Raw genomic sequence first — 19,698 nt, forward strand, 5'->3', positions numbered from 1 at the left:
AGCCGAGTATGGAACGAGACGCACACTACGCCGCCGTCGGAATCGCCACCGTCTGCCTTATGGCGGCGCTGGCGGTGTTCACCATCTGGCTGGCCCGACTGCAGTTCAACAGCGACTATGACCTGTACGACATCGTCTTCTATGGGCCGGTCAATGGCCTGTCGGAAGGCGGCGAGGTGCATTTCAACGGCATCCGCGTCGGCGAGGTGACCGACCTGAACATCGACACCAAGCGCGGCGACCAGGTCATCGCCCGGGTTCGCGTGGACGGTACGACGCCGGTGCGCGTGACCTCGCGCGCCCAGCTGGAGCCGCAGGGCATCACAGGCCTGAACTATATCCAGATCACCGCCGGCTCGCCCAACAGCGCCCTGCTGAAGGACCAGTATCCGGACAATGTGGTGCCGGTGCTGCAAAGCCAGCCGTCGCCGATCGCCGAGCTTCTGAGCGGCTCGGGCACGGTGCTTGCCCAGACGGTGGATGCGCTGAACCGCATCAACCGCGTCATGTCCGACGACAATATCCGCAGCTTCTCGACCAGCGTGAAGAACGTCGAGGCCCTGACGACCGAGCTGGAGGCCCGCAAGGCCATCTTCGCCGAGCTGGAGGCGGCGGTGAAGAACGCCAACGCCACCATCCTTGAGTATCAGGGGCTGGCGGCCGACATGCGCGCCGTCGTCAATACCGACGGCCGCGAAGCCATCGCCAACATCAACCAGGCGACGGCGGAGGCCCGCACGGCCATCGCCTCGGCCAACCGCTCGATCACCGGGCTGGAACGACCGCTGGGCGACTTCGCGACGTCCAGCCTGCCGCAACTGAGTGGAACCATTGAGGAACTGCAGGAGGCGACCCGGTCGCTGCAGGCCCTGATCGACGACGTCCGCGCCAGCCCGCGCGACTTCATCGGGAAACCGCAATCGAAAGAGCTGGAGGTGCAGCCGTGATCCGTTCCCTGGTGCAACTGGGCGCCGTCGCGGGCGTCGTTGTCTCGCTGGGCGGCTGTTCGCTGCTGTCCACGCCGGACCCGGTGCAGAACTACCGGTTCGGCCTGCCGCTGGACGCCCCTTCGGCCGAGGGCGACACGCCCGCCCCCCTGTCGGTGTCGATCCGCCGGATCGAGTTCCCGGAAGCAACCGGCGACGACCGGATCCTGGGCGTTACGGGGACCGAAACCGCCTATATCGGCGGCGCGCGCTGGGTGTCGCCCGCCGCGACCCTGTTCGACGACAGCCTGAAGGCGGCCTTCGCCAATCGGGCCGACCAGATTCGCGTCCTGGGCCGACGCGAACCCGGCACGCCGCCGCTGGTGCTGCAGGTCACGGTGACGACGTTCGAGGCGCGCTACGCCGCGCCGGGGGCGACGCCGGACGTGGTGATCACCGCTCGCGCCCAGCTGCGTTCGGCGCCCGAGCGGCGCACCGGCGGGGATGCGGCGATCCGTCCCGAACAGGGGCGGTCGGTGGAGCGGGTCTTCACTGTGACCCAGCCGGCGGGTGAGAACCGGATCTCGGCCATCGTCGCCGCCTTCGACACGGCGACGCGGGACATCAACACCCAGATCGCCGACTGGACGATTCAGTCGGCGAAGTGAGGGCTGGGGCCCGGCTCAGGTGACCCACTGGAGGGACTCGGCTTCGACCGGGTTCCTGTAGGGGGCGTCGTCGCGCTGCGCGCGGAGCAGGGCGGCCTTGGACGCGAAGTAGAAGGCGGACGGGCGGTCCGGGTCGCCGGCGAAGACCAGCGGCAGATGCGGGCTGCGGCCCTCGAGCCGCTCCAGTATGGCCACGTCCTGACGCAGGAAGGTTCGGCCCCAGGCCGACAGCAGCGGGCTGCCGAACCGCAGGGCGGCGACCGAGCAGAGGATCAGGTTGCGGATCACGACGTCGCCTTCCGCCTGGGGCGTGACGGTGGTCAGGTTGATCAGCTCGAACCCGCGGGCCGTGACGCGCTCCAGCCGGATCGACGGCAGGCGGAACTCGATGCTGACCCTGCGGTCTTCGGACACCAGATCATAGGCGGGGGTGGAGGCGAAGGCGTCCGCCGCGACGGCCGTGAAGCCGAAGGGCGAGGGGCTGTAGCTCTTGGTCTTGGTGCGTCGCGCCTGGCTGCGCCACCACCAGGCGTTATGGATCATCGGCACATGGGCCGGGTCCAGCAGACCCAGGACCGCCTGGTCATAGTCGGCGTGCGCGGGGGCCTTGGAGTAGGCGATCAGGGCGAGGGGCGCCTCGGGCGGTGACGGCAGGTCGGGCGGGGCGACGGCGCCGGCGGGGCAGGCCCAGATCAGTCCCAGGCGGTTGATCAGTCGCCAACAGCCGCAGGCCGTCGTCTGGACGGCGTCCGGGGCCACCGTGGCCGGCAGGTCGATCCATTCGCCGTGGAGCTGAGCCCGCGTGGCGGTGCGGGTCCGAGCGGCGCGCACGGGGTACCAGGCGTGGATCGGGGCGCCGAAGCGGCGGTCGCCCGGCTGGCGCGCCATCAGACGGGCGCCGAGGTCGAGCGGGGCTTCCGGCGAGGCGGCGACGTTGGTCTCTGCGGGCCGAGCCTGGAGCGAAGTCGCCATGGGACGGAGGTCGCCTGTTCTGGCCCCTGGAGGCGTCGGGTGCCGGGAGCGGGCGCCCGGGGTCGCACCCGGAGGTCACGAAGGACCTGCGGGTCATCGACACTAGCGGGCGTGTCATCACCCAACAAGGTTCGATTGGGCGACCCCGGAACGGCCGAAGATCAGGCCGCCTTCAGTCCCTGCGACACCGTGTAGGCGGCCTCGGTCTTGGCGGCGACCTCGTCCAGGGTGACGCCGTCGGCGAGTTCGATCAGCTCCAGGCCTGCGCCGTCCGGCTTTACGTCGAAGGTGGCCAGGTCGGTGATGATGCGGCTGACCACGCCCGTGCCGGTCAGGGGAAGAGTGCAGGCTTTCAGCACCTTGGACTGGCCGTGCTTGTTGGCGTGTTCCATGACCACGACCACGCGCTTGACGCCGGCGACCAGGTCCATGGCCCCGCCCATGCCCTTCACCAGCTTGCCGGGGATCATCCAGTTGGCGATGTCGCCGTTCTGGGCCACTTCCATGGCGCCCAGGATGGACAGGTTGATGTGGCCGCCGCGGATCATGGCGAAACTGTCGGCGCTGCTGAAGTAGGACGACTCGGGGATCTCGGTGATCGTCTGTTTCCCGGCGTTGATCAGGTCGGGGTCCTCGTCGCCCTCATAGGGGAAGGGGCCCATGCCCAGCATGCCGTTCTCGGATTGCAGGGTCACGGTCATGCCGGCGGGGATGTAGTTGGCGACCAGGGTCGGGATGCCGATGCCCAGATTGACGTAGAAGCCGTCCTGAAGCTCCTGGGCGGCGCGTTCGGCCAGTTGTTCGCGGGTACGGGGCATTATGCTTGCTCCTTGCGGGCTACCGCTTCGCTACTTGAGCCCGCCGTCGCGCGGGGACGGACGGTGCGCTGTTCGATGCGCTTCTCGGACACGGTTTGGATCAGGCGGTCGACATAGACGCCCGGCGTGTGGATGTGGTCGGGATCGAGCGAGCCGACGGGGACGATCTCCTCGACCTCGACGACGGTGACCTTGCCGGCGGTGGCCATCATCGGGTTGAAGTTGCGGGCGGTCTTGCGGAAAACCAGGTTGCCGCGCTCGTCGGCCTTCCACGCCTTGACGATGGACAGGTCGGCGATCAGGCCGGTCTCCATCACGTATTTGCGGCCGTCGAACTCGCGAACCTCCTTGCCCTCGGCGACCAGGGTGCCGACGCCGGTGGCGGTGAAGAAGGCCGGGATGCCGGCGCCGCCGGCACGGATACGTTCGGCCAGGGTCCCTTGCGGGTTGAACTCCAGCTCCAGTTCGCCGGCCAGATACTGGCGCTCGAACTCCTTGTTCTCGCCGACGTAGGACGAGATCATCTTGGCGATCTGGCGGGTGCCGAGCAGCTGGCCCAGGCCGAAGCCGTCGACCCCGGCGTTGTTGGAGATGACCGTCAGCCCCTTGACGCCGCTGTCGCGCAGGGCGGCGATCAGGTTCTCGGGGATGCCGCACAGGCCGAAGCCGCCGGACATGACCGTCATGCCGTCGAAGGTCAGGCCCTCCAGCGCGGACGTGACGTCAGCATAGATCTTTCCCATCGCTCTCCCTTTTCACCGTCTGATGAATATCGCGGCGTCTTCCGCTCATAGTCCGGAAGCGATCTTGCGGGCAAGCGGTCGCGGCGGCAATCGCGTCGCATCCGAATGTCGCCCCAAAGCGTATCCCTCGTGATCTGACGGGAGCGCCTGCATGAACCTGACCAATGTCGCCATTCGCCAGCTGCAGGACGCGCCCTTTCCCGACTTCGTGACCCGCCCGGCGATCGACAGTCTGGTCACGGAGGCGCGTCGGCGCCTGGATCGCGACGGTCCCCATGACCCGGCGGCGTTTGCGCGCGAGATGGCCGAGCGGGTCATCGCCGAACATGCGGATGCGGCGAACCGGCAGCACTACGAACTGCCGCCCGAGTTCTTCCGCCTGTGCCTGGGCGAGCGGTTGAAATACTCCTGCTGCCTCTATCCGACGGGAACGGAGACGCTGGACCAGGCTGAGGTCGCGGCCCTGCTGGAGACCTGCGCCCATGCCGATCTGGCGGACGGTCAGACCATTCTGGAAATGGGCTGCGGCTGGGGCTCGCTGTCTCTGTGGATGGCCGAGACCTATCCCCGGGCGCGGATCACGGCGGTGTCGAACAGCCACGGCCAGCGGGGCCATATCGAGGCCCAGGCCAGGGCGCGGGGGCTGAGCAATCTGATGGTCGTGACCCAGGACATGAACCTGTTCGACACCGACCAGAGGTTCGACCGGATCGTCTCGGTCGAGATGTTCGAACATATGGCCAACTGGCGGGCCCTGCTGACCAAGGCCCGGTCCTGGCTGAAGCCGGAAGGGCGGATGTTCATCCATGTCTTCACCCACCGCGACGCCCCCTATCGGTTCGATCACACCGACAGCGGCGACTTCATCGCCCAGCATTTCTTCACCGGCGGCATCATGCCCAGCCACGGTCTGATCCGGCAGTTCCCTGACCTTTTCGCGGTCGAGCAGGAGTGGACCTGGAACGGCGGCCACTACGCCCGCACCGCCAACGACTGGCTGGCCAATATGGATCGCAACGCCGCGCGGATCGCCGTGCTGATGCGCGAGACCTATGGGGACGACGCCAGGCTTTGGACCCGGCGCTGGCGGCGTTTCTACCTGGCGACCGCCGGTCTGTTCGGCAACGACGAGGGCCGCACCTGGGCGGTCAGCCACTATCGCCTGAAACCCGTCTGAGGAGCTTGTCGTGATCAAATATGTCTTCGCCTATCTGGGCGCCGGGATCACCTTTGCGGTGATCGACGCCGTCTGGCTGACCACCATGACCGACCGGTTCTACAAGCCGGTGCTGGGGCCGATCCTGGCCGATAAGCCGGACATGAGGGCGGCGGTGCTGTTCTATCTGATCTCCATCGCCGGGACGGTCTTCCTGGCCATCGCCCCGGCCCTGAAGGACGGAAGCTGGACGCGGGCGGCGATCAACGGGGCGGCGCTGGGCTTCGTCGCCTACGCCACCTATGACCTGACCAATCAGGCGACGCTGGAGATTTGGCAGACCAAGCTGACGGTGATCGACCTGATCTGGGGGACGGTTCTGACCACGATCTCGGCCACCGGCGGCTATTTCGCCGCGCGCTGGGCCGAGGGGCGGTTCGGCTGAGGTCGCTGTCGTTTCGCCTGACACGGGACCGGCATGGCGCAGGGCGGGGTCGTTAAGCTATAGCTAACCCTGTTTTCGACGGGGGCGGTCTTGCGCGCAGGCATCAACGGATTGACGGCGGCCCTGGTCATCGGGGTCGTGATCGGCCTGATGCTGACGCCGGACGGGCGCGGTTGGCTGCGCCATCCGACCCTGATGCTGGGCGGAACCGCCAACGCCTCGGCCAGTCCGCCGTCGGTCGCCAGTCCGGTCGAGAGCCCGGCGCCGGCGCCAGTCGCGAAGGCCGCAGTGACGCCGTTGAAGGCGCGGCTCGCGCAGGGCGAACTGAGGATCGGCGTGTTCGGCGATTCGATGGCGGACGGCCTCTGGGCCGCCCTGTACCGTGATCTGCATGGCGAGAAGGGGGTCACTGTGACCCAGTTCAGCGCGGTCTCCACCGGCCTGTCGCGCTACGACTATGTGGACATCCAGGCCAAGACGGCGCGGCAGTTGAGCGAGACGCCGGTCGATGCGGCGGTGGTGATGTTCGGGACCAATGACGCCCAGGGCATCAGCCTGGACGGGGTGATCCATGATTTCGGCACGCCGGGCTGGAAGGCGGCCTATGGGAAGCGGATCGACGATCTGGTCGGCCTGCTGCGGTCCAGGGACGTGGCCGTCTACTGGGTCGGTCTGCCGAAGATGAAACGGGCCGGGTTCGACGCGAAGATGGCGGTGATCAACGGCGTGGTGCGCGAGCGGATGGCGGCCCTGGGCGTGCCCCTGATCGAGACGACCGGCGTCACCGCCGATGCGGCGGGCGAATATGCGGCCTATCTGCCCGGCGCCAACGGGCGACCGCAGCTGATGCGGGCCAATGACGGGATCCACATGACCATGGCCGGCTATCGCCGCATGGGCGCGCCGGTCGTGGAGCGGCTGAAGCGCGACTCGGGGCTCGATGCGGCGGCGGCCCGGCCGCAGACGACCGGCTGACCATGAGCCTGGGGGCCGTGGGGGCGGCGGTGCTGATGCTGGGGATGCAGAGCGGGACCGAGGTCCCCTATGCGCCCATGCCCGCGCCGGCGCCGGCGCCGGGGGCCTCAGTCTGTGCCGAGGGGATTTGCGGCGTCGAGGCGCTGGAGGGGGTGTTCGAGGCCTTGCAGGCGGCGGAGATCGGCCAGGGCGAGCGGCCGGTCCATATTCTTCAGATCGGCGACAGCCATACGGCCGGGGATCGGATCACGGGCGCCCTGCGCGCACGGTTGCAGGCCCGGTTCGGAGCGGGCGGGCGCGGGGTGTTGCCGCCGGGCGTGCCCTATGCCGGCTATGGGCCGATGCAGGTCGAGGTGACGGCGCGCGACTGGCCCATATCGGTCGCACCCCTGACGGGGCCGGACGGGGCGGCGACCCTGAGGGCGGGGCTGAGCGGGGCGCGGTCGGAGGCGGGCGAGGGGGCGGTGCTGAGCCTGACCGCCGAGCCGGGCGCGGCCTTCGACATCGTGGGGCTGTGCGGCGACAGCGGGCCGCAGGCGGGACGGATCACGGCGACGACGCCGGATGAGACGGTCGAGGCGGAGTTCCGCGCGACCGAGGCGGCGCCCCTGTGTCGGAGCCTGCGGCTGGGCGCTGTGACGACTTCCATCAGGCTGAGCCCGAAAGGCGCTGTGGCCCTGCACGATGTCTGGATCGAGCGGAGCGGGCCGGGCGTGGTGGTGTCGAACCTGGGTGTGATCGGGGCGAAGTTGCGGGATCTGGCGGCGCGGGATCAGGCCGTGGTCGCGGCGGAGCTGGAGGCGTGGCGGCCGTCGCTGATCATCCTGGCCTTTGGCGTCAATGATGGATTTGAAGGGGTGGAGTCCGAGGCCTACGCTGGCCTGCTGCGGGGCCAGATCGAGCGGCTGCGGCGGCTGGTTCCGGGGGCGTCGCTGCTGATCCTGGGGGCACCGGAGGGGCTCAAGTCAGGCATGGCGGGTGGATGCGGGGCGGACGGATCACCCGCGGCCCCGGCGTCGCTGGCCGTGGTCCGGGATGTGCAGCGTCGGGTCGCGGGCGAGACGGGCGTCGCCTTCTGGGACTGGTACGGACGTATGGGGGGCGACTGTTCGGCGGAGCGGCTGGCGACCCTGCCCGAACCCTATATGCGGCCCGACCGGGTGCATTTCACCTCCATCGGGGCGGAATGGATCGGCGGGGTCCTGAGCGAGGATCTGATTGGGGCCCATGACCGCTGGAAGGCGGCGAAGGGGGAGGCGGACTGATGCTGTTTCCGACCCTGGCCTTCGCGGTCTTCTTCCTGTTCGTCTATCTGGTCAGTTGGAGCCTGGATCGGGAGAACGGGCGGCGCAAACTGTTCCTGCTGCTGGCCAGCTGGTTCTTCTACGCCCAGTGGGACTGGCGGTTCGTGGGGCTGCTGATCGCCTCGGCCGTGCTGAACTGGGGCGTGGCGGCCCTGATCGTGCGCAGCGACCGGGCGGGACGGCGCAAACTGTGGGTCGGCCTAGGCGTCGCGGCCAATCTGACTATCCTGGGCTTCTTCAAGTATTACGGCTTCTTCGTCGAGCAGGCTGTTGATCTGCTTGCCCAATTCGGTTGGGAGCGGGACCTGCCGCTGTTGCAGGTAGTGCTGCCGGTCGGGATCAGCTTCTTCACCTTCCAGGGCGTCAGCTATGTGGTCGACGTCTATCGCGGCAAGACGGCGCCGGCCGAGAGCCTGCTGGACGTCATGCTGCTGATGAGCTTCTTCCCGCACCTGGTGGCGGGGCCCATCGTGCGGGCGTCGGACCTGTTGCCCCAGTTCGCGCGGGTGCCGCGGCTGACACGCGAGATGGCGACCCATGGGCTGTTGCTGATCGTCTGGGGCCTGTTCAAGAAGACGGTGATCGCGTCCGAGCTGGCGACGCGGCTGGTGGATCCGGTCTTCTTCGATCCCTCGGCCTATGGGGCGATCGACATAGCGGCGGCGGTCTATGCCTATGCGGTCCAGATCTACTGCGACTTCTCGGCCTATTCGGACATGGCCATCGGGATCGCAGCCCTGCTGGGCTATTCCTTCCCGCGCAACTTCGACCAGCCTTATCGGGCGGCCTCGATGCAGGCCTTCTGGCGGCGGTGGCATATCAGCCTGTCCAGCTGGCTGCGCGACTATCTGTATGTGCCGCTGGGCGGGGGGCGCAAAGGGCTGTGGTCGTCGTGCCTCAATGTGATGATCACCATGCTGCTGGGCGGGCTGTGGCACGGGGCGGCCTGGACCTTCGTGGCCTGGGGCGCGCTGCACGGCGGTGCGCAGGTCGTCGAGCGTTTAGGGCGCGCGTTGGTCAAGGACCGCAAGGTCATCCCCACCTGGCTGGGCGTCCTGATCACCTTCCACGTCGTCTGTCTGGGATGGATCCTGTTCCGGGCCGAGACCTTTGACCTGGCGATGCAGATGCTGGCCGGCCTGGGGCGGTTCGAGGGTTTCAGCCTGGTGACGCCCTTCGTGCTGGTTCTGATCGTCGGCGGGTTGGCGATGCACTGGCTGCCGCCGCGCGCGGTCGAGGGGCTGGCGGAACGGCTGAAGACGGCGCCGTCGCCGACGCTCGGGGTGCTGATCGGGGCGGCCATACTGCTGGTCGAGGCGATGCGACCCGAGGGCGTGGCGCCCTTCATCTATTTCCAGTTCTGAGGCGTTGATCCGACGATGAGCGATCCCAAGGACCCGATCGATCCCTTCCCGACACAGGCGCATCCGCCGGTGTCGCCGTTTCCGCCGCTGGACGAACCGGTGGCGGCTGATCCGTCCAGCGACTGGATCGGCGCCGCCGACGCCCACGACCTGCCGACGCGCGAGAACGCCCTGGTCGCCCTGGGCCGGTTCGCCTTTCCGCCGGCGCCGGCTTTGGACGAAGAAGGCGAGGCGTCGCGGGCGCGGCGGTGGACCAGCCAGACCCTGTTCGTGGCCTGCGCCTTCCTGATGATCTTCAATGCGGAGTCTTTGCAGAACTGGGCGCGTCAGCAGCCGCCGGGCTGGGGCCAGTCCACAGTCGACAAACTGGCGACGGTGTGGGTCGATCAACTGGCCCTGCTGGGCGCGAACCTGCCGGTGGACGGCTTGCGTGACGCTTGGCGCGACGCCCAGGCGGTTCAGTTCGACGGCGCGGCCGAGGATCGCTCCTAGACCGCAGGCCTCGAAACCGCATCGGCCGAGCCGATACGGTTTCGAGGGTGGAGAGTCTTAGTTGACCGTCGCCTTGACGATCTTGCCCGGCGCGCGGGGCGGCTCGCCCTTGGGCAGGGCGTCGACGTGTTCCATGCCGGATTCGACTTCACCCCAGACCGTGTACTGGCGGTCCAGGAAGGTGGCGTCGTCCAGGCAGATGAAGAACTGCGAGTTGGCGCTGTTGGGATCGGCGGTGCGCGCCATCGAGCAGACGCCGCGCACGTGCGGCTCGGCCGAGAACTCGGCCTTCAGGTTCGGCTTCTTGGAGCCGGAGGTGCCGGTGCCGGTGGGGTCGCCGCCTTGGGCCATGAAGCCGGCGATCACGCGGTGGAAGACCACGCCGTCGTAGAAGCCTTCCGAGGCCAGTTCGGTGATGCGTTCGACGTGGCCAGGGGCCAGGTCCGAGCGCAGCTTGATGACCACGTCGCGGGCTTCGCCGTCGCCGGTGTCCAGGGTGAAGGTCAGGGTGTCGGCCATTTCGGTCGTCCTCTTGGGGTTGATTTGAGGCGGGACATAGCCCGCAACGCCGGTCGGGGCTATGTGGGAACGATGAGTGAAGACGAAAAGCCCCAAGAACGCCGCCGGATGGTCAAACCGCCCACGGGCGGCACCGCCGCCGGGCGCGGCATGGGCACCAAAATGAAGACGGCCGACACCAAGTCGATGTCGAGCCAGCAATGGATCAAACGCCAGCTGGCCGACAAATGGTCCGAGAAGGCGCGGGCCGAGGGCTGGCGTTCGCGCGCGGCCTTCAAGCTGATCGAGATCGACGACAAGTTCCACCTGATCAAGCGTGGCTCGAAGGTCATCGACCTGGGCGCGGCGCCGGGCGGCTGGATCCAGGTGGCGGTCAATCGCGGAGCCGGCGCCGTGGCGGGCGTAGACCTGCTGATGATCGAGCCGATTCCGGGTTCGACCTTGTTGCAGGCCGATTTCACACATCCGGGCGTGGACCAGCAACTGATCGACGCCATCGGCGGGGCGCCGGACCTGGTGCTGTCGGACATGGCGCACAATACGGTCGGCCACCGCCAGACCGACCACCTGAAGATCATCGCCCTGATCGAGATCGCCGCCGACTTCGCCATCCGCACCCTTCGGCCGGGCGGGAATTTCGTGTCCAAGAACTTCCAGGGCGGCGACGCCGGAGGGGTTCTGGCGCGACTGCGCGAGGAGTTCGAGACGGTCAAATACGTCAAGCCGGCCTCCAGCCGGAAGGACAGCGCCGAGGTGTTTCTGGTGGCGTTGAACAAGCGGTAGGCGCCAGAATCGGCGCCGCCGAGGCTCAGGCCGTCGCCGGCTGCCGGCCGGCGCGGCGCTGTTCGATGCGCGACCAGATGCGGTCGTGGACGGTGAAGAAGACCGTCTGGACCAGGGGCTCGATGGTGCCGATGGCCAGGGCTGTGCGGATGTCCTGGGTCAGGGCGTAGGCCACGGCCACGGCGACAGCGAAATGCATGACGCCATAGGTCACGGTCTTGACCGCCACCTGTTTGAACGAGCGGGGCAGGGCGTGGCTGTGGCCATGGTGGTCGTGGACGCGGGTCTGTTCGTCCGGCGACATGATGTCGAGCCGGGCGGTGAAGGCCTCGGCCGCCTCTTCGATGTTGGAGGCCATGCGGCGGCGTTCGACCCGGTGCCAGACCCGGTCGTGGATCGAATAGGCGATGGTCTGGAAGAAGGGTTCGACCATGCCGACGGCCAGGGCGATACGCCAGTCGCGCGTGATGGCGAAGGCCACCAGAACGGCCACCACAAGGTGCATGACGCCGTAGCTGGCGATCTTCAGAGCCAGTTTGCGCGCGGTGCTGAGGAGGACGCCGACCATGTTGCAAGAATGGTCATTGGCCCCCTCGGTTGCAAACCAATAAAATCTATCGGGCCCATAAGCCGCAAGACCCTTGCCGTGGCCCCCTCCGCACCGTTATACGCGGCCCGCAAAACGGAGACTCCCTATGGAGATACGCGAAGGACTGACCTTCGACGATGTTTTGCTCGAACCCGGCCCGTCCGAGTTCATGCCGGCGATGGTCGATGTCTCGACCCAGCTGACACGCGACATCAAACTGAACATCCCGCTGCTGTCGTCCGCCATGGACACGGTGACGGAAAGCCGCCTGGCCATCGCCATGGCCCAGTCCGGCGGCCTGGGCGTGCTGCACCGCAACATGACCATCGAGGAGCAGGCCGATCAGGTCCGCGCCGTGAAGCGTTATGAGAGCGGCATGGTGGTCAATCCGGTCACCGTCGGCCCGCAGACGACCCTGGGCGAAGTGCGTGAGATCGTGGCCCGCAAGAAGATCACCGGCTTCCCGGTGGTCGATCCGGCCACGGGCAAGCTGGTCGGCATGCTGACCCACCGCGACATGCGGTTCGAGAACGACCTGAACCTGACGGCCGCCTCGCTGATGACCACCGGCGACCTGATCACGGTGCGCGAGGGCGCGAGCCGTGAAGAGGCGCGCGACCTGCTGAAGACCCGCAAGATCGAACGGGTCATCGTGGTGGACGAAGACTATCGGGCCGTCGGCCTGATCACCATGAAGGACATCGAGAAGGCCCAGGCTTTCCCCCATGCGGCCAAGGACGACCAGGGTCGTCTGCTGGTCGGGGCGGCCTCGACCGTCGGCGACGCCGGATACGAGCGGGCCATGGCCCTGGCCGACGCCGGCGTGGACGTGGTGGTGATCGACACCGCTCACGGCCACTCGGCCTCGGTCGCCCAGGTGGTCGAGCGGATCAAGCGCGAGTCGAACCGTCTGCAGGTCATCGCCGGAAACGTCGCCACCTATGATGCGACGCGGGCCCTGATCGACGCGGGCGCGGATGCGGTCAAGGTCGGCATCGGTCCCGGCTCCATCTGCACCACCCGGATCGTGGCGGGCGTGGGCGTGCCGCAGCTGACGGCCGTGATGGACTCGGCGCGAGCCGCGCGCGGCACGGGCGCTTCGGTCATCGCCGACGGCGGGATCAAATATTCGGGCGACCTGGCCAAGGCGATCGCAGCCGGCGCCAATGTGGCCATGATGGGCTCGATGTTCGCCGGCACCGACGAGAGCCCCGGCGAGGTCTTCCTGTACCAGGGCCGGTCCTACAAGTCGTACCGCGGCATGGGTTCGGTCGGCGCCATGGCGCGCGGCTCGGCGGATCGCTACTTCCAGAAGGAAGTCTCGTCCGAGAAACTGGTGCCCGAGGGCATCGAGGGCCAGACGCCGTACAAGGGGCCGATCACCCCGGTTCTGCACCAACTGGTCGGGGGCTTGCGCGCCTCCATGGGCTATGTCGGCGCCGGCACCATCGCCGACTTCCAGGAGCGCGCCCGCTTCGTGCGCATCACCGGCGCGGGCCTGCGGGAGAGCCACGTCCACGACGTGATGATCACGCGCGAGGCGCCGAACTACAGACAGGGATAAGGCCATGACGACCGAACTGACCTATCTGGCTCTGACGCTGATCCTGGCCCTGGTGCAGGTCTTCCTGCCGGCCGGGGCGCGGACGGTCGAGTTCGGTTCGAAGTGGAATGCGGGGCCGCGCGATGAGACGCCGGCGGCGAAGAAGCCGCTGACCGGCCGTCTCGAGCGGGCCCAGGCCAACCTGTATGAAACCCTGCCGCTGTTCATCGGCGCGGTGCTGATCGCCCATGTGATCGGGGCGTCCAGCGCCCTGACCGTGTGGGGTTCGGCTCTCTATTTCTGGGCGCGCGTCGTCTATGTGCCGCTCTACGCCCTCGGTATTCCCTATATCCGGTCGCTGGTCTGGCTGGTCTCGCTTGCGGGACTGGTCATGGTCCTGGCCTCCCTGTTCCTTTGATCTCTGAAAGTCCGCATTGACCCCAGCCGCCCGTCTCGCCGCCGCCGCCGCCGTCCTGGACTCCATCGCCCAGGGCAACCAACCGGCGGAAACCGTCCTGAAGGCCTGGGGGACCGCCAACCGCTATGCCGGGTCCAAGGATCGGCGGGCCATCGCCGATCATGTCTACAAGGTGCTGCGGGCGCGCGGCCGACTGTCGTGGATCATGGGCGGGCGCGAAGACGGTCGGGCCCTGGTGATCGGATCGCTGCACGCCATTGACGGCCTGTCGCTGGAAGAGATCGAGGCGCTGCACTCCGGCGACGGCTATGGCCCGCGACCGCTGTCGAAACAGGAGCGCAGCCGGATCACGGCGGGGCAGGGGGAACTGCCGGGCTGGGTCGCGGCCGGTCTGCCCGAGTTCGTGGTCGAGGATTTCAAGGCGACCTTCGGGGAGCGCTGGGCGGAAGAGGCCCATGCCCTGATGGCGCCGCGCGCGCCCATCGACCTGCGTGTGAACGACGCGGCGGCCACGGTGGACGCGGTCGAAGCCGAGTTGCGTGACGCTGGTCTGGCGGTTTCGCGCACCCCCTGGTCCGTCCTGGGGCTGCGCGTGCCGTCCGAGCCGCCGCCCAATATCCAGGCCCTGGACGGCTTCAAGGCCGGCAAGTTCGAGATCCAGGACGAGGGCAGCCAGGTCGTCTGCTGGCTGGCCGGCGCGCAACCCGGCGCGACGGTGGTGGACTATTGCGCCGGCGGCGGCGGCAAGACCCTGGGTCTGGCCCAGGCCATGGGGGGGCAGGGCAAGTTGATCGCCTCCGACGTCGTCAACAAGCGGCTCGAGAACATCCGCCCCCGCCTGCAACGCGCGGGCGTCGAGGCCGAGCTGGTGCTGATCGGCCAGAACGGCGGCGGGCTGGAAGCCGTCAACGGCCAGGCCGATCTGGTCTTCGTCGACGCCCCCTGTTCGGGATCCGGCACCTGGCGGCGTCGGCCCGAGGACGCCTGGCGTCTGACGACGGAGGAGGTCGAAAAGCTGCACGCCCTCCAGGTCCGCATCCTGAGCCAGGCGACCAAGCTGGTGAAGCCGGGCGGGCGTCTGGTCTATGTCACCTGTTCGATGCTGGCCCGCGAGAACGAGGCCAGCGTCGACGCCTTCGAGGCCGCCAATCCGGACTTCCACCCGGTCGCCATCGCCGACGTCCTGTCGGCGCCGCAACTGACCGAGGCCGCGCGGGCCAGGTTCGCCGAACTGGCGTCCGGCGCGCGTCTGCGTCTGTCGCCGGCGACCGCAGACACCGACGGCTTCTTCGCCGCCGTCTATCAGCGCGCCGCCTGATGGAGGCTGGGCTGGCGCGGCACGGCGAGGTCTCGGTCCTGTACGTCATGGCTGCGCCTGCCGAATACGGCGACCATCTGCGCGCCCGCATCCAGCCCCTGATGACCGGCGTCGGTCCGGTGGAGGCCGCCGTCGTCCTGACCGCCGCCCTGGCGCGGCTGGAAGCGGGGGGCGGCCTGCCGGACCTGATCGTCTCGCTGGGGTCGTGCGGGTCCCGGGTGCTGGACCACGCCTGCGTCTATCAGGCCTCCTCCGTCGCCTATCGCGACATGGACGCCAGCCCTTTGGGCTTCCCCAAGGGCGTGACCCCGTTGCTGGAGCATCCTGCGATCCTGCCCCTGCCGTGCCCGATCCCCGGCGTGCCGACCGCCACCTTGTCCACCGGCGCCAACGTCGTCTCCGGCGCCGCCTATGACGCCATCGAGGCCGAGATGGTCGACATGGAGACCTGGGCCCTGGTCCGGTCGGCCCAGACGTCTGGCGTGCCCCTGGTCGCCCTGCGCGGCGTGTCGGACGGCCGCGCCGAGCTGAAGGCGCTGGAGGACTGGACCTCCACCCTGCACCATGTGGACGAGAACCTGGCCGCCGCCCTGGATCGTCTGACCGCCGTGCTGGAGGCCGAGGGCCTCGCCGCCCTGAACATCCCCAAGCTTGAAATTCCGGCCTTACACGGCCAAGACCCCGCGCAACCTCCCGCCCCGGATTCGATCACCCCATGACCACGCCGCACGACCACCAGAAGGTCCTCATCGTCGACTTCGGCAGCCAGGTGACGCAGCTGATCGCGCGTCGCCTGCGCGAGGCCAGCGTCTATTGCGAGATCCATCCGTTTCAGAAGGCCGAGGCCGCTCTGGCGGGGATGAACCCCGCCGCCATCATCCTGTCGGGCGGTCCCGAGAGCGTGCACGAGGAAGGCAGCCCCCGCGCGCCCCAGGCCGTGTTCGAAGCCGGCGTGCCGGTGCTGGGCATTTGCTACGGCGAGATGACCATGTGCGAACAGCTGGGCGGCAAGGTCGAGGGCGGCCACACCCGCGAGTTCGGCCGCGCCGAGATCACCGTCGAGAAAGCCTCGCCCCTGCTGGCCGACCTGGCCTCGGTCGGCGAGGAAGAGACGGTCTGGATGAGCCATGGCGACAAGATCGTCGCCATCCCCGAGGGCTTCGACGTCGTCGCCTCTTCGGCCGGTTCGCCCTATGCGGTGATCGCCGACGAGACCCGCCGCTTCTACGGCGTGCAGTTCCACCCCGAGGTGATGCACACCCCGCGCGGCCACCAGATGTTGAAGAACTTCACCCATGGCATCGCCGGGCTGAAGGGCGACTGGACCATGGCCGCCTATCGCGACGAGAAGATCGCCCAGATCCGCGAACAGGTCGGCGACGCCAAGGTGATCTGCGGCCTGTCGGGTGGGGTCGACAGTTCCGTCGCCGCGGTGCTGATCCACGAGGCCATCGGCGACCAGCTCACCTGCGTCTTCGTCGACACCGGCCTGCTCCGGAAGGACGAGGCGAAACAGGTGACCACCCTGTTCCGCGAGCACTACAACATCCCGCTGGTGCATGTTGATGCGTCGAAGGAATTCCTGGGCGAACTGGCGGGCCAGTCGGACCCTGAGACCAAGCGCAAGATCATCGGCCGCGTCTTCATCGAGATCTTCGACCGTGAGGCCAACAAGGTCGAGGGCGCCGAATTCCTGGCCCAGGGCACCCTCTATCCCGACGTGATCGAGAGCGTCTCCTCGTCCAGCGGCAAGGCCCACGTCATCAAGAGCCACCACAATGTCGGCGGCCTGCCCGACTATATGAAGCTCAAACTCGTCGAGCCCCTGCGCGAACTGTTCAAGGACGAGGTCCGCGCCCTGGGCCGCGAACTGGGTCTGACCGACGCCTTCGTGGGCCGCCACCCCTTCCCCGGACCGGGCCTGGCCATCCGCATCCCCGGCGAGATCACGCCCGAAGCCGTCGAGACCCTGCAACAGGCCGACGCCATCTATCTGGACGAGATCCGCAAGGCCGGGCTGTATGACAGCATCTGGCAGGCCTTCGCCGTCCTTCTGCCGGTCAAGACCGTCGGCGTCATGGGCGACGCCCGCACCTACGAAAAGGTCCTGGCCCTCCGCGCCGTCTCCTCCACCGACGGCATGACCGCCGACTTCTACCAATTCCCCTGGGACGTCCTGGCCAAGACCGCGACACGGATCATCAACGAGGTCCGGGGCGTGAACCGCGTCGTCTACGACGTGACGTCGAAGCCGCCGGGGACGATCGAGTGGGAATAGTCCCGACCCTTCGGCAGCATTCGGTATCGCTTCCGAAGCGGCCTCTAAAGGCCTGACAACATTGTGAATTCTGTCGAGACCCTTCGGAGCCATTCGGAGGGTCTTTTTTCGTTTTGTCGGACTGGCCGACGGTACGCCGCTGCATTGATCTGGCGGACTCGGGCTCATACCGTCCTGACATCGGGCCGCGGTCTGACGGTATTCATTTCCAGCAAGTCATTGAGATGAATGAGAAAAAGCCGTCTTGGCGGGACCGATTTCGAGGACCGACGGAGAGAGGCGATTATACCGTGCTTACCGACACTGCGCTGAAGAATTTGCGACCGAAAGCAAGGGCTTACAAGAGTACCGACAGGGACGGCATGTACGTCTATGTCTCGACGGGCGGCGCAATCTCATTCCGCTACGACTATCGGTTCAACGGCCGTCGAGAGACCTTGACGCTCGGGCGTTACGGCAGCGCCGGATTGACGCTGGCCCAAGCCCGTGAGCGGCTGATCGAGGTGAAGAAGGCGATCGCGGACGGGGTGTCGCCCGCGGTTGAAAAGCAGCGCGCCAAACGTCGCCTGAAGGAAGCTCACGATTTCGCACAGGTCGCCCAGGGCTGGATGGACCGCGCGCCGATGGCGGACAGCACCCGCGACATGCGCCGGGCGATTTTCAATCGGGACATCCTGCCGAAGTGGAAGAACCGCCTGCTGAGCGAGATCACACCCGACGATCTGCGGGCCCACTGCAAGGCGATTGTGGATCGCGGGGCGCCCGCCACGGCGATCCATGTCCGGGATATCGTCAAACAAATCTACGGCTGGGCCATCCTCCACGGCGAGAAGATCGACAATCCTGCGGATGACGTGGGTCCGGCTTCGATCGCCACCTTCCGGCCGCGCGATCGCTCACTCACCCCAGCCGAAATCCGGATCATGCTGATGCTCCTGGGTGAGGTCGCGACCCTGCCGACCATCAGGCTCGGCTTGAAGTTCATCCTCCTCAGCATGGTTCGGAAGAGCGAACTTCAGGACGGGGTGTGGACCGAGGTGGATTTCGACAATGCGGTCTGGTCGATCCCGGCTGCGCGCATGAAGCGCTCACGCCCTCACAACGTCTACCTCTCCACCCAGATGCTCGACATCCTGGTCGCTCTGAAGACCTGCGCCGGCAACTCGAAATACATCCTGCCGTCGCGCTATGACGCCGATGCGCCGATGTCGCGGGCGACTTTCAACCGCGTCACCAGTGCGATCGCTGAAAGGGCCGGAAAGGGTAACCTTCCGCTCGAGCCCTTCACCGTGCACGACCTGCGGCGGACGGCCTCGACCCTGCTGCACGAGATGGGCTTCAACTCGGACTGGATCGAGAAAGGGCTCGCTCACGAAGAGCGATCTTCGCGAGGCGTCTACAACAAGGCGGAGTTCGAGACCCAGCGCCGCCACATGGCGCAGGAATGGTCGAACGCCGTGGACGCCTGGGAAGCGGGCCGCGCCTACACGCCGGTTCTGACCGTGTCAGAGGTCAGCGCACCGCGTTTTGATCCGAAATTTTGAAATGCGTCGGGATGCCAGCAGAAAATGCAGGGACAAGGACATGATCGACGCGCGGGATAAGGCTGCCGCCACCAAGCGCACGGCCGTCCGGCCGGGACTGCGCAAGCGGTCGCCGGACCTGTTGGGACTGTAGGCCATGGCCGGGCCGTATTTTCCGCCGCTGGAAGTCGCGGGGCAGACGCTCGCGTTCGACCATCTCGAGCCCTTCGTGCTGGAGATGGCCACCCAGTCGCGTCCGAACGGCGTGAAGATCGATGTCCGGTTTAGCAACCACTGCTTCAGTGAAACCTTCGACGCCGCCCAGCACGACGAAACTGCGGTCGCGGTCTGGGATGGTCCGAGGCGGCGCGTCTTCTGTCCGATCCGCTATGGGCTGTCGCAGGCGCTCCCGCATATCCTGAAGGGTCTGCCGACGGCGCACGTCTATCAGACCCCGGAGGCGAACTTCCTGCGGATCGGTGTGCGCAACGACGGCGGAGCAGGGGACTACAGGGTTTTCTTCCGGGTCAAGCGCGGCGCCGACGCGGGCGTCGATCTCAAGCTCTTCGTGGAAAGCGCCTACAGCCCGGAGCCGGCGCAGGCGCTCGCTATTGCGCACATGAGCAAGGTTCGCTTCGCCGTTCTGATCGACAAGACGCTGAAGGGCGAAAAGCTGAAGTTCCACCGGAAAAGATAAGGGCGCCCGGAGGCGCCCTTATCAGAAGTCACTCGGTAGCCGCTTCCGGGATCGAAATCCCTATCTCGCTCACGCGTGGACCTCCGAAGAGGCGGGTGAGGCTGTTTCAACCGATCTGGCCTCGGGACGACATATAGCTCGCGGGGGTGAAGAAATCAATTATCGGC

21 protein-coding genes are annotated in these 19,698 nt (G+C 67.3%); 16 read left to right on the forward strand and 5 right to left on the reverse strand.

All coding sequences use genetic code 11. The features are described 5' to 3' along the window. Positions 1-8 precede the first annotated feature (8 nt). Positions 9-947, forward strand: a complete 939-nt coding sequence (locus ACP7CK_RS02545) for an MlaD family protein (protein WP_008262102.1) — start codon at positions 9-11, stop codon at positions 945-947. Further along, positions 944-1,594 (forward strand): ABC-type transport auxiliary lipoprotein family protein, encoded by a 651-nt coding sequence (locus tag ACP7CK_RS02550; RefSeq protein ID WP_426025033.1) that lies wholly within the window; start codon positions 944-946, stop codon positions 1,592-1,594. Before ACP7CK_RS02545 ends, ACP7CK_RS02550 begins: the two co-directional genes overlap by 4 nt. A 15-nt stretch (positions 1,595-1,609) precedes the next feature. Here the strand turns inward: ACP7CK_RS02550 and ACP7CK_RS02555 are convergent, their stop codons facing one another. The 3 genes from ACP7CK_RS02555 to ACP7CK_RS02565 form a co-directional block, all read right to left on the reverse strand. Continuing rightward, positions 1,610-2,566, reverse strand: a complete 957-nt coding sequence (locus tag ACP7CK_RS02555; RefSeq protein ID WP_426025034.1) for a hypothetical protein — start codon at positions 2,564-2,566, stop codon at positions 1,610-1,612. Positions 2,567-2,727: 161 nt separating this feature from the next. Continuing rightward, positions 2,728-3,384 carry a 3-oxoacid CoA-transferase subunit B gene (locus tag ACP7CK_RS02560; RefSeq protein WP_008263071.1) on the reverse strand — a complete coding sequence of 219 codons (657 nt, stop codon included), beginning with the start codon at positions 3,382-3,384 and terminating at the stop codon, positions 2,728-2,730. Then, a complete protein-coding gene (locus ACP7CK_RS02565) occupies positions 3,384-4,127 on the reverse strand; it encodes a CoA transferase subunit A (protein WP_426025035.1) in 744 nt (247 codons plus the stop codon). Before ACP7CK_RS02565 ends, ACP7CK_RS02560 begins: the two co-directional genes overlap by 1 nt. A gap of 151 nt (positions 4,128-4,278) precedes the next feature. Between ACP7CK_RS02565 and ACP7CK_RS02570 the strand changes: the two genes are divergently transcribed. From ACP7CK_RS02570 to ACP7CK_RS02595, 6 genes are all read left to right on the forward strand, one after another. Next, positions 4,279-5,304, forward strand: coding sequence for an SAM-dependent methyltransferase (locus ACP7CK_RS02570; RefSeq protein WP_426025036.1), 1,026 nt, complete (start codon positions 4,279-4,281; stop codon positions 5,302-5,304). A gap of 10 nt (positions 5,305-5,314) precedes the next feature. After that, positions 5,315-5,728: a DUF2177 family protein gene (locus ACP7CK_RS02575; RefSeq protein WP_008260687.1), complete on the forward strand. Its 414-nt coding sequence runs from the start codon at positions 5,315-5,317 to the stop codon at positions 5,726-5,728. 90 nt (positions 5,729-5,818) lie between these two features. Then, entirely contained in the window at positions 5,819-6,703 is an 885-nt protein-coding gene (locus ACP7CK_RS02580) for a DUF459 domain-containing protein (RefSeq protein WP_426025037.1), read from the forward strand. 2 nt (positions 6,704-6,705) lie between these two features. Next, positions 6,706-7,968: a GDSL-type esterase/lipase family protein gene (locus ACP7CK_RS02585; RefSeq protein ID WP_426025038.1), complete on the forward strand. Its 1,263-nt coding sequence runs from the start codon at positions 6,706-6,708 to the stop codon at positions 7,966-7,968. Beyond that, positions 7,968-9,371 carry an MBOAT family O-acyltransferase gene (locus ACP7CK_RS02590; RefSeq protein ID WP_426025039.1) on the forward strand — a complete coding sequence of 468 codons (1,404 nt, stop codon included), beginning with the start codon at positions 7,968-7,970 and terminating at the stop codon, positions 9,369-9,371. Before ACP7CK_RS02585 ends, ACP7CK_RS02590 begins: the two co-directional genes overlap by 1 nt. A 15-nt stretch (positions 9,372-9,386) precedes the next feature. Beyond that, positions 9,387-9,863 carry a hypothetical protein gene (locus ACP7CK_RS02595; RefSeq protein ID WP_426025040.1) on the forward strand — a complete coding sequence of 159 codons (477 nt, stop codon included), beginning with the start codon at positions 9,387-9,389 and terminating at the stop codon, positions 9,861-9,863. Between the two features lie 57 nt (positions 9,864-9,920). Here the strand turns inward: ACP7CK_RS02595 and ACP7CK_RS02600 are convergent, their stop codons facing one another. Continuing rightward, positions 9,921-10,382, reverse strand: coding sequence for a peptidylprolyl isomerase (locus ACP7CK_RS02600; protein WP_426025041.1), 462 nt, complete (start codon positions 10,380-10,382; stop codon positions 9,921-9,923). A 72-nt stretch (positions 10,383-10,454) separates the two neighbouring features. Here ACP7CK_RS02600 and ACP7CK_RS02605 point away from each other — a divergent pair, with 72 nt between their 5' ends. Further along, the gene (locus tag ACP7CK_RS02605; protein WP_035305198.1) at positions 10,455-11,165 is read left to right on the forward strand and encodes an RlmE family RNA methyltransferase; all 711 of its coding nucleotides are present in this window, start codon (positions 10,455-10,457) and stop codon (positions 11,163-11,165) included. Between the two features lie 25 nt (positions 11,166-11,190). Here the strand turns inward: ACP7CK_RS02605 and ACP7CK_RS02610 are convergent, their stop codons facing one another. Further along, positions 11,191-11,733, reverse strand: a complete 543-nt coding sequence (locus ACP7CK_RS02610) for a DUF2061 domain-containing protein (protein ID WP_183195827.1) — start codon at positions 11,731-11,733, stop codon at positions 11,191-11,193. 127 nt (positions 11,734-11,860) lie between these two features. Between ACP7CK_RS02610 and guaB the strand changes: the two genes are divergently transcribed. The 7 genes from guaB (at position 11,861) to ACP7CK_RS02645 (ending at position 19,531) form a co-directional block, all read left to right on the forward strand. Then, positions 11,861-13,318, forward strand: coding sequence for an IMP dehydrogenase (gene guaB, locus ACP7CK_RS02615; protein ID WP_008259075.1), 1,458 nt, complete (start codon positions 11,861-11,863; stop codon positions 13,316-13,318). A gap of 4 nt (positions 13,319-13,322) precedes the next feature. Next, a complete protein-coding gene (locus ACP7CK_RS02620; protein ID WP_292147994.1) occupies positions 13,323-13,715 on the forward strand; it encodes an MAPEG family protein in 393 nt (130 codons plus the stop codon). A gap of 16 nt (positions 13,716-13,731) precedes the next feature. After that, on the forward strand, positions 13,732-15,033 hold the full coding sequence (locus ACP7CK_RS02625) for an RsmB/NOP family class I SAM-dependent RNA methyltransferase (protein WP_426025042.1): 1,302 nt from the start codon (positions 13,732-13,734) through the stop codon (positions 15,031-15,033). After that, complete coding sequence (locus tag ACP7CK_RS02630; protein WP_426025043.1) at positions 15,033-15,752, forward strand: 5'-methylthioadenosine/S-adenosylhomocysteine nucleosidase; 720 nt, start codon at positions 15,033-15,035, stop codon at positions 15,750-15,752. The genes ACP7CK_RS02625 and ACP7CK_RS02630 overlap by 1 nt, the downstream gene beginning before the upstream one ends. Then, positions 15,749-17,311: a glutamine-hydrolyzing GMP synthase gene (guaA, locus tag ACP7CK_RS02635; RefSeq protein ID WP_426025044.1), complete on the forward strand. Its 1,563-nt coding sequence runs from the start codon at positions 15,749-15,751 to the stop codon at positions 17,309-17,311. The genes ACP7CK_RS02630 and guaA overlap by 4 nt, the downstream gene beginning before the upstream one ends. Before the next feature lie 290 nt (positions 17,312-17,601). Continuing rightward, positions 17,602-18,855 (forward strand): tyrosine-type recombinase/integrase, encoded by a 1,254-nt coding sequence (locus ACP7CK_RS02640; RefSeq protein ID WP_040349340.1) that lies wholly within the window; start codon positions 17,602-17,604, stop codon positions 18,853-18,855. A gap of 136 nt (positions 18,856-18,991) precedes the next feature. Continuing rightward, the gene (locus tag ACP7CK_RS02645) at positions 18,992-19,531 is read left to right on the forward strand and encodes a hypothetical protein (protein ID WP_008260164.1); all 540 of its coding nucleotides are present in this window, start codon (positions 18,992-18,994) and stop codon (positions 19,529-19,531) included. The last annotated feature ends 167 nt before the right edge of the window (positions 19,532-19,698 follow it).

The sequence above is a fragment of the Brevundimonas sp. TSRC1-1 genome, from assembly GCF_049898245.1.
In the GTDB taxonomy this organism is placed as follows: Bacteria; Pseudomonadota; Alphaproteobacteria; order Caulobacterales; family Caulobacteraceae; genus Brevundimonas; species Brevundimonas mediterranea_A.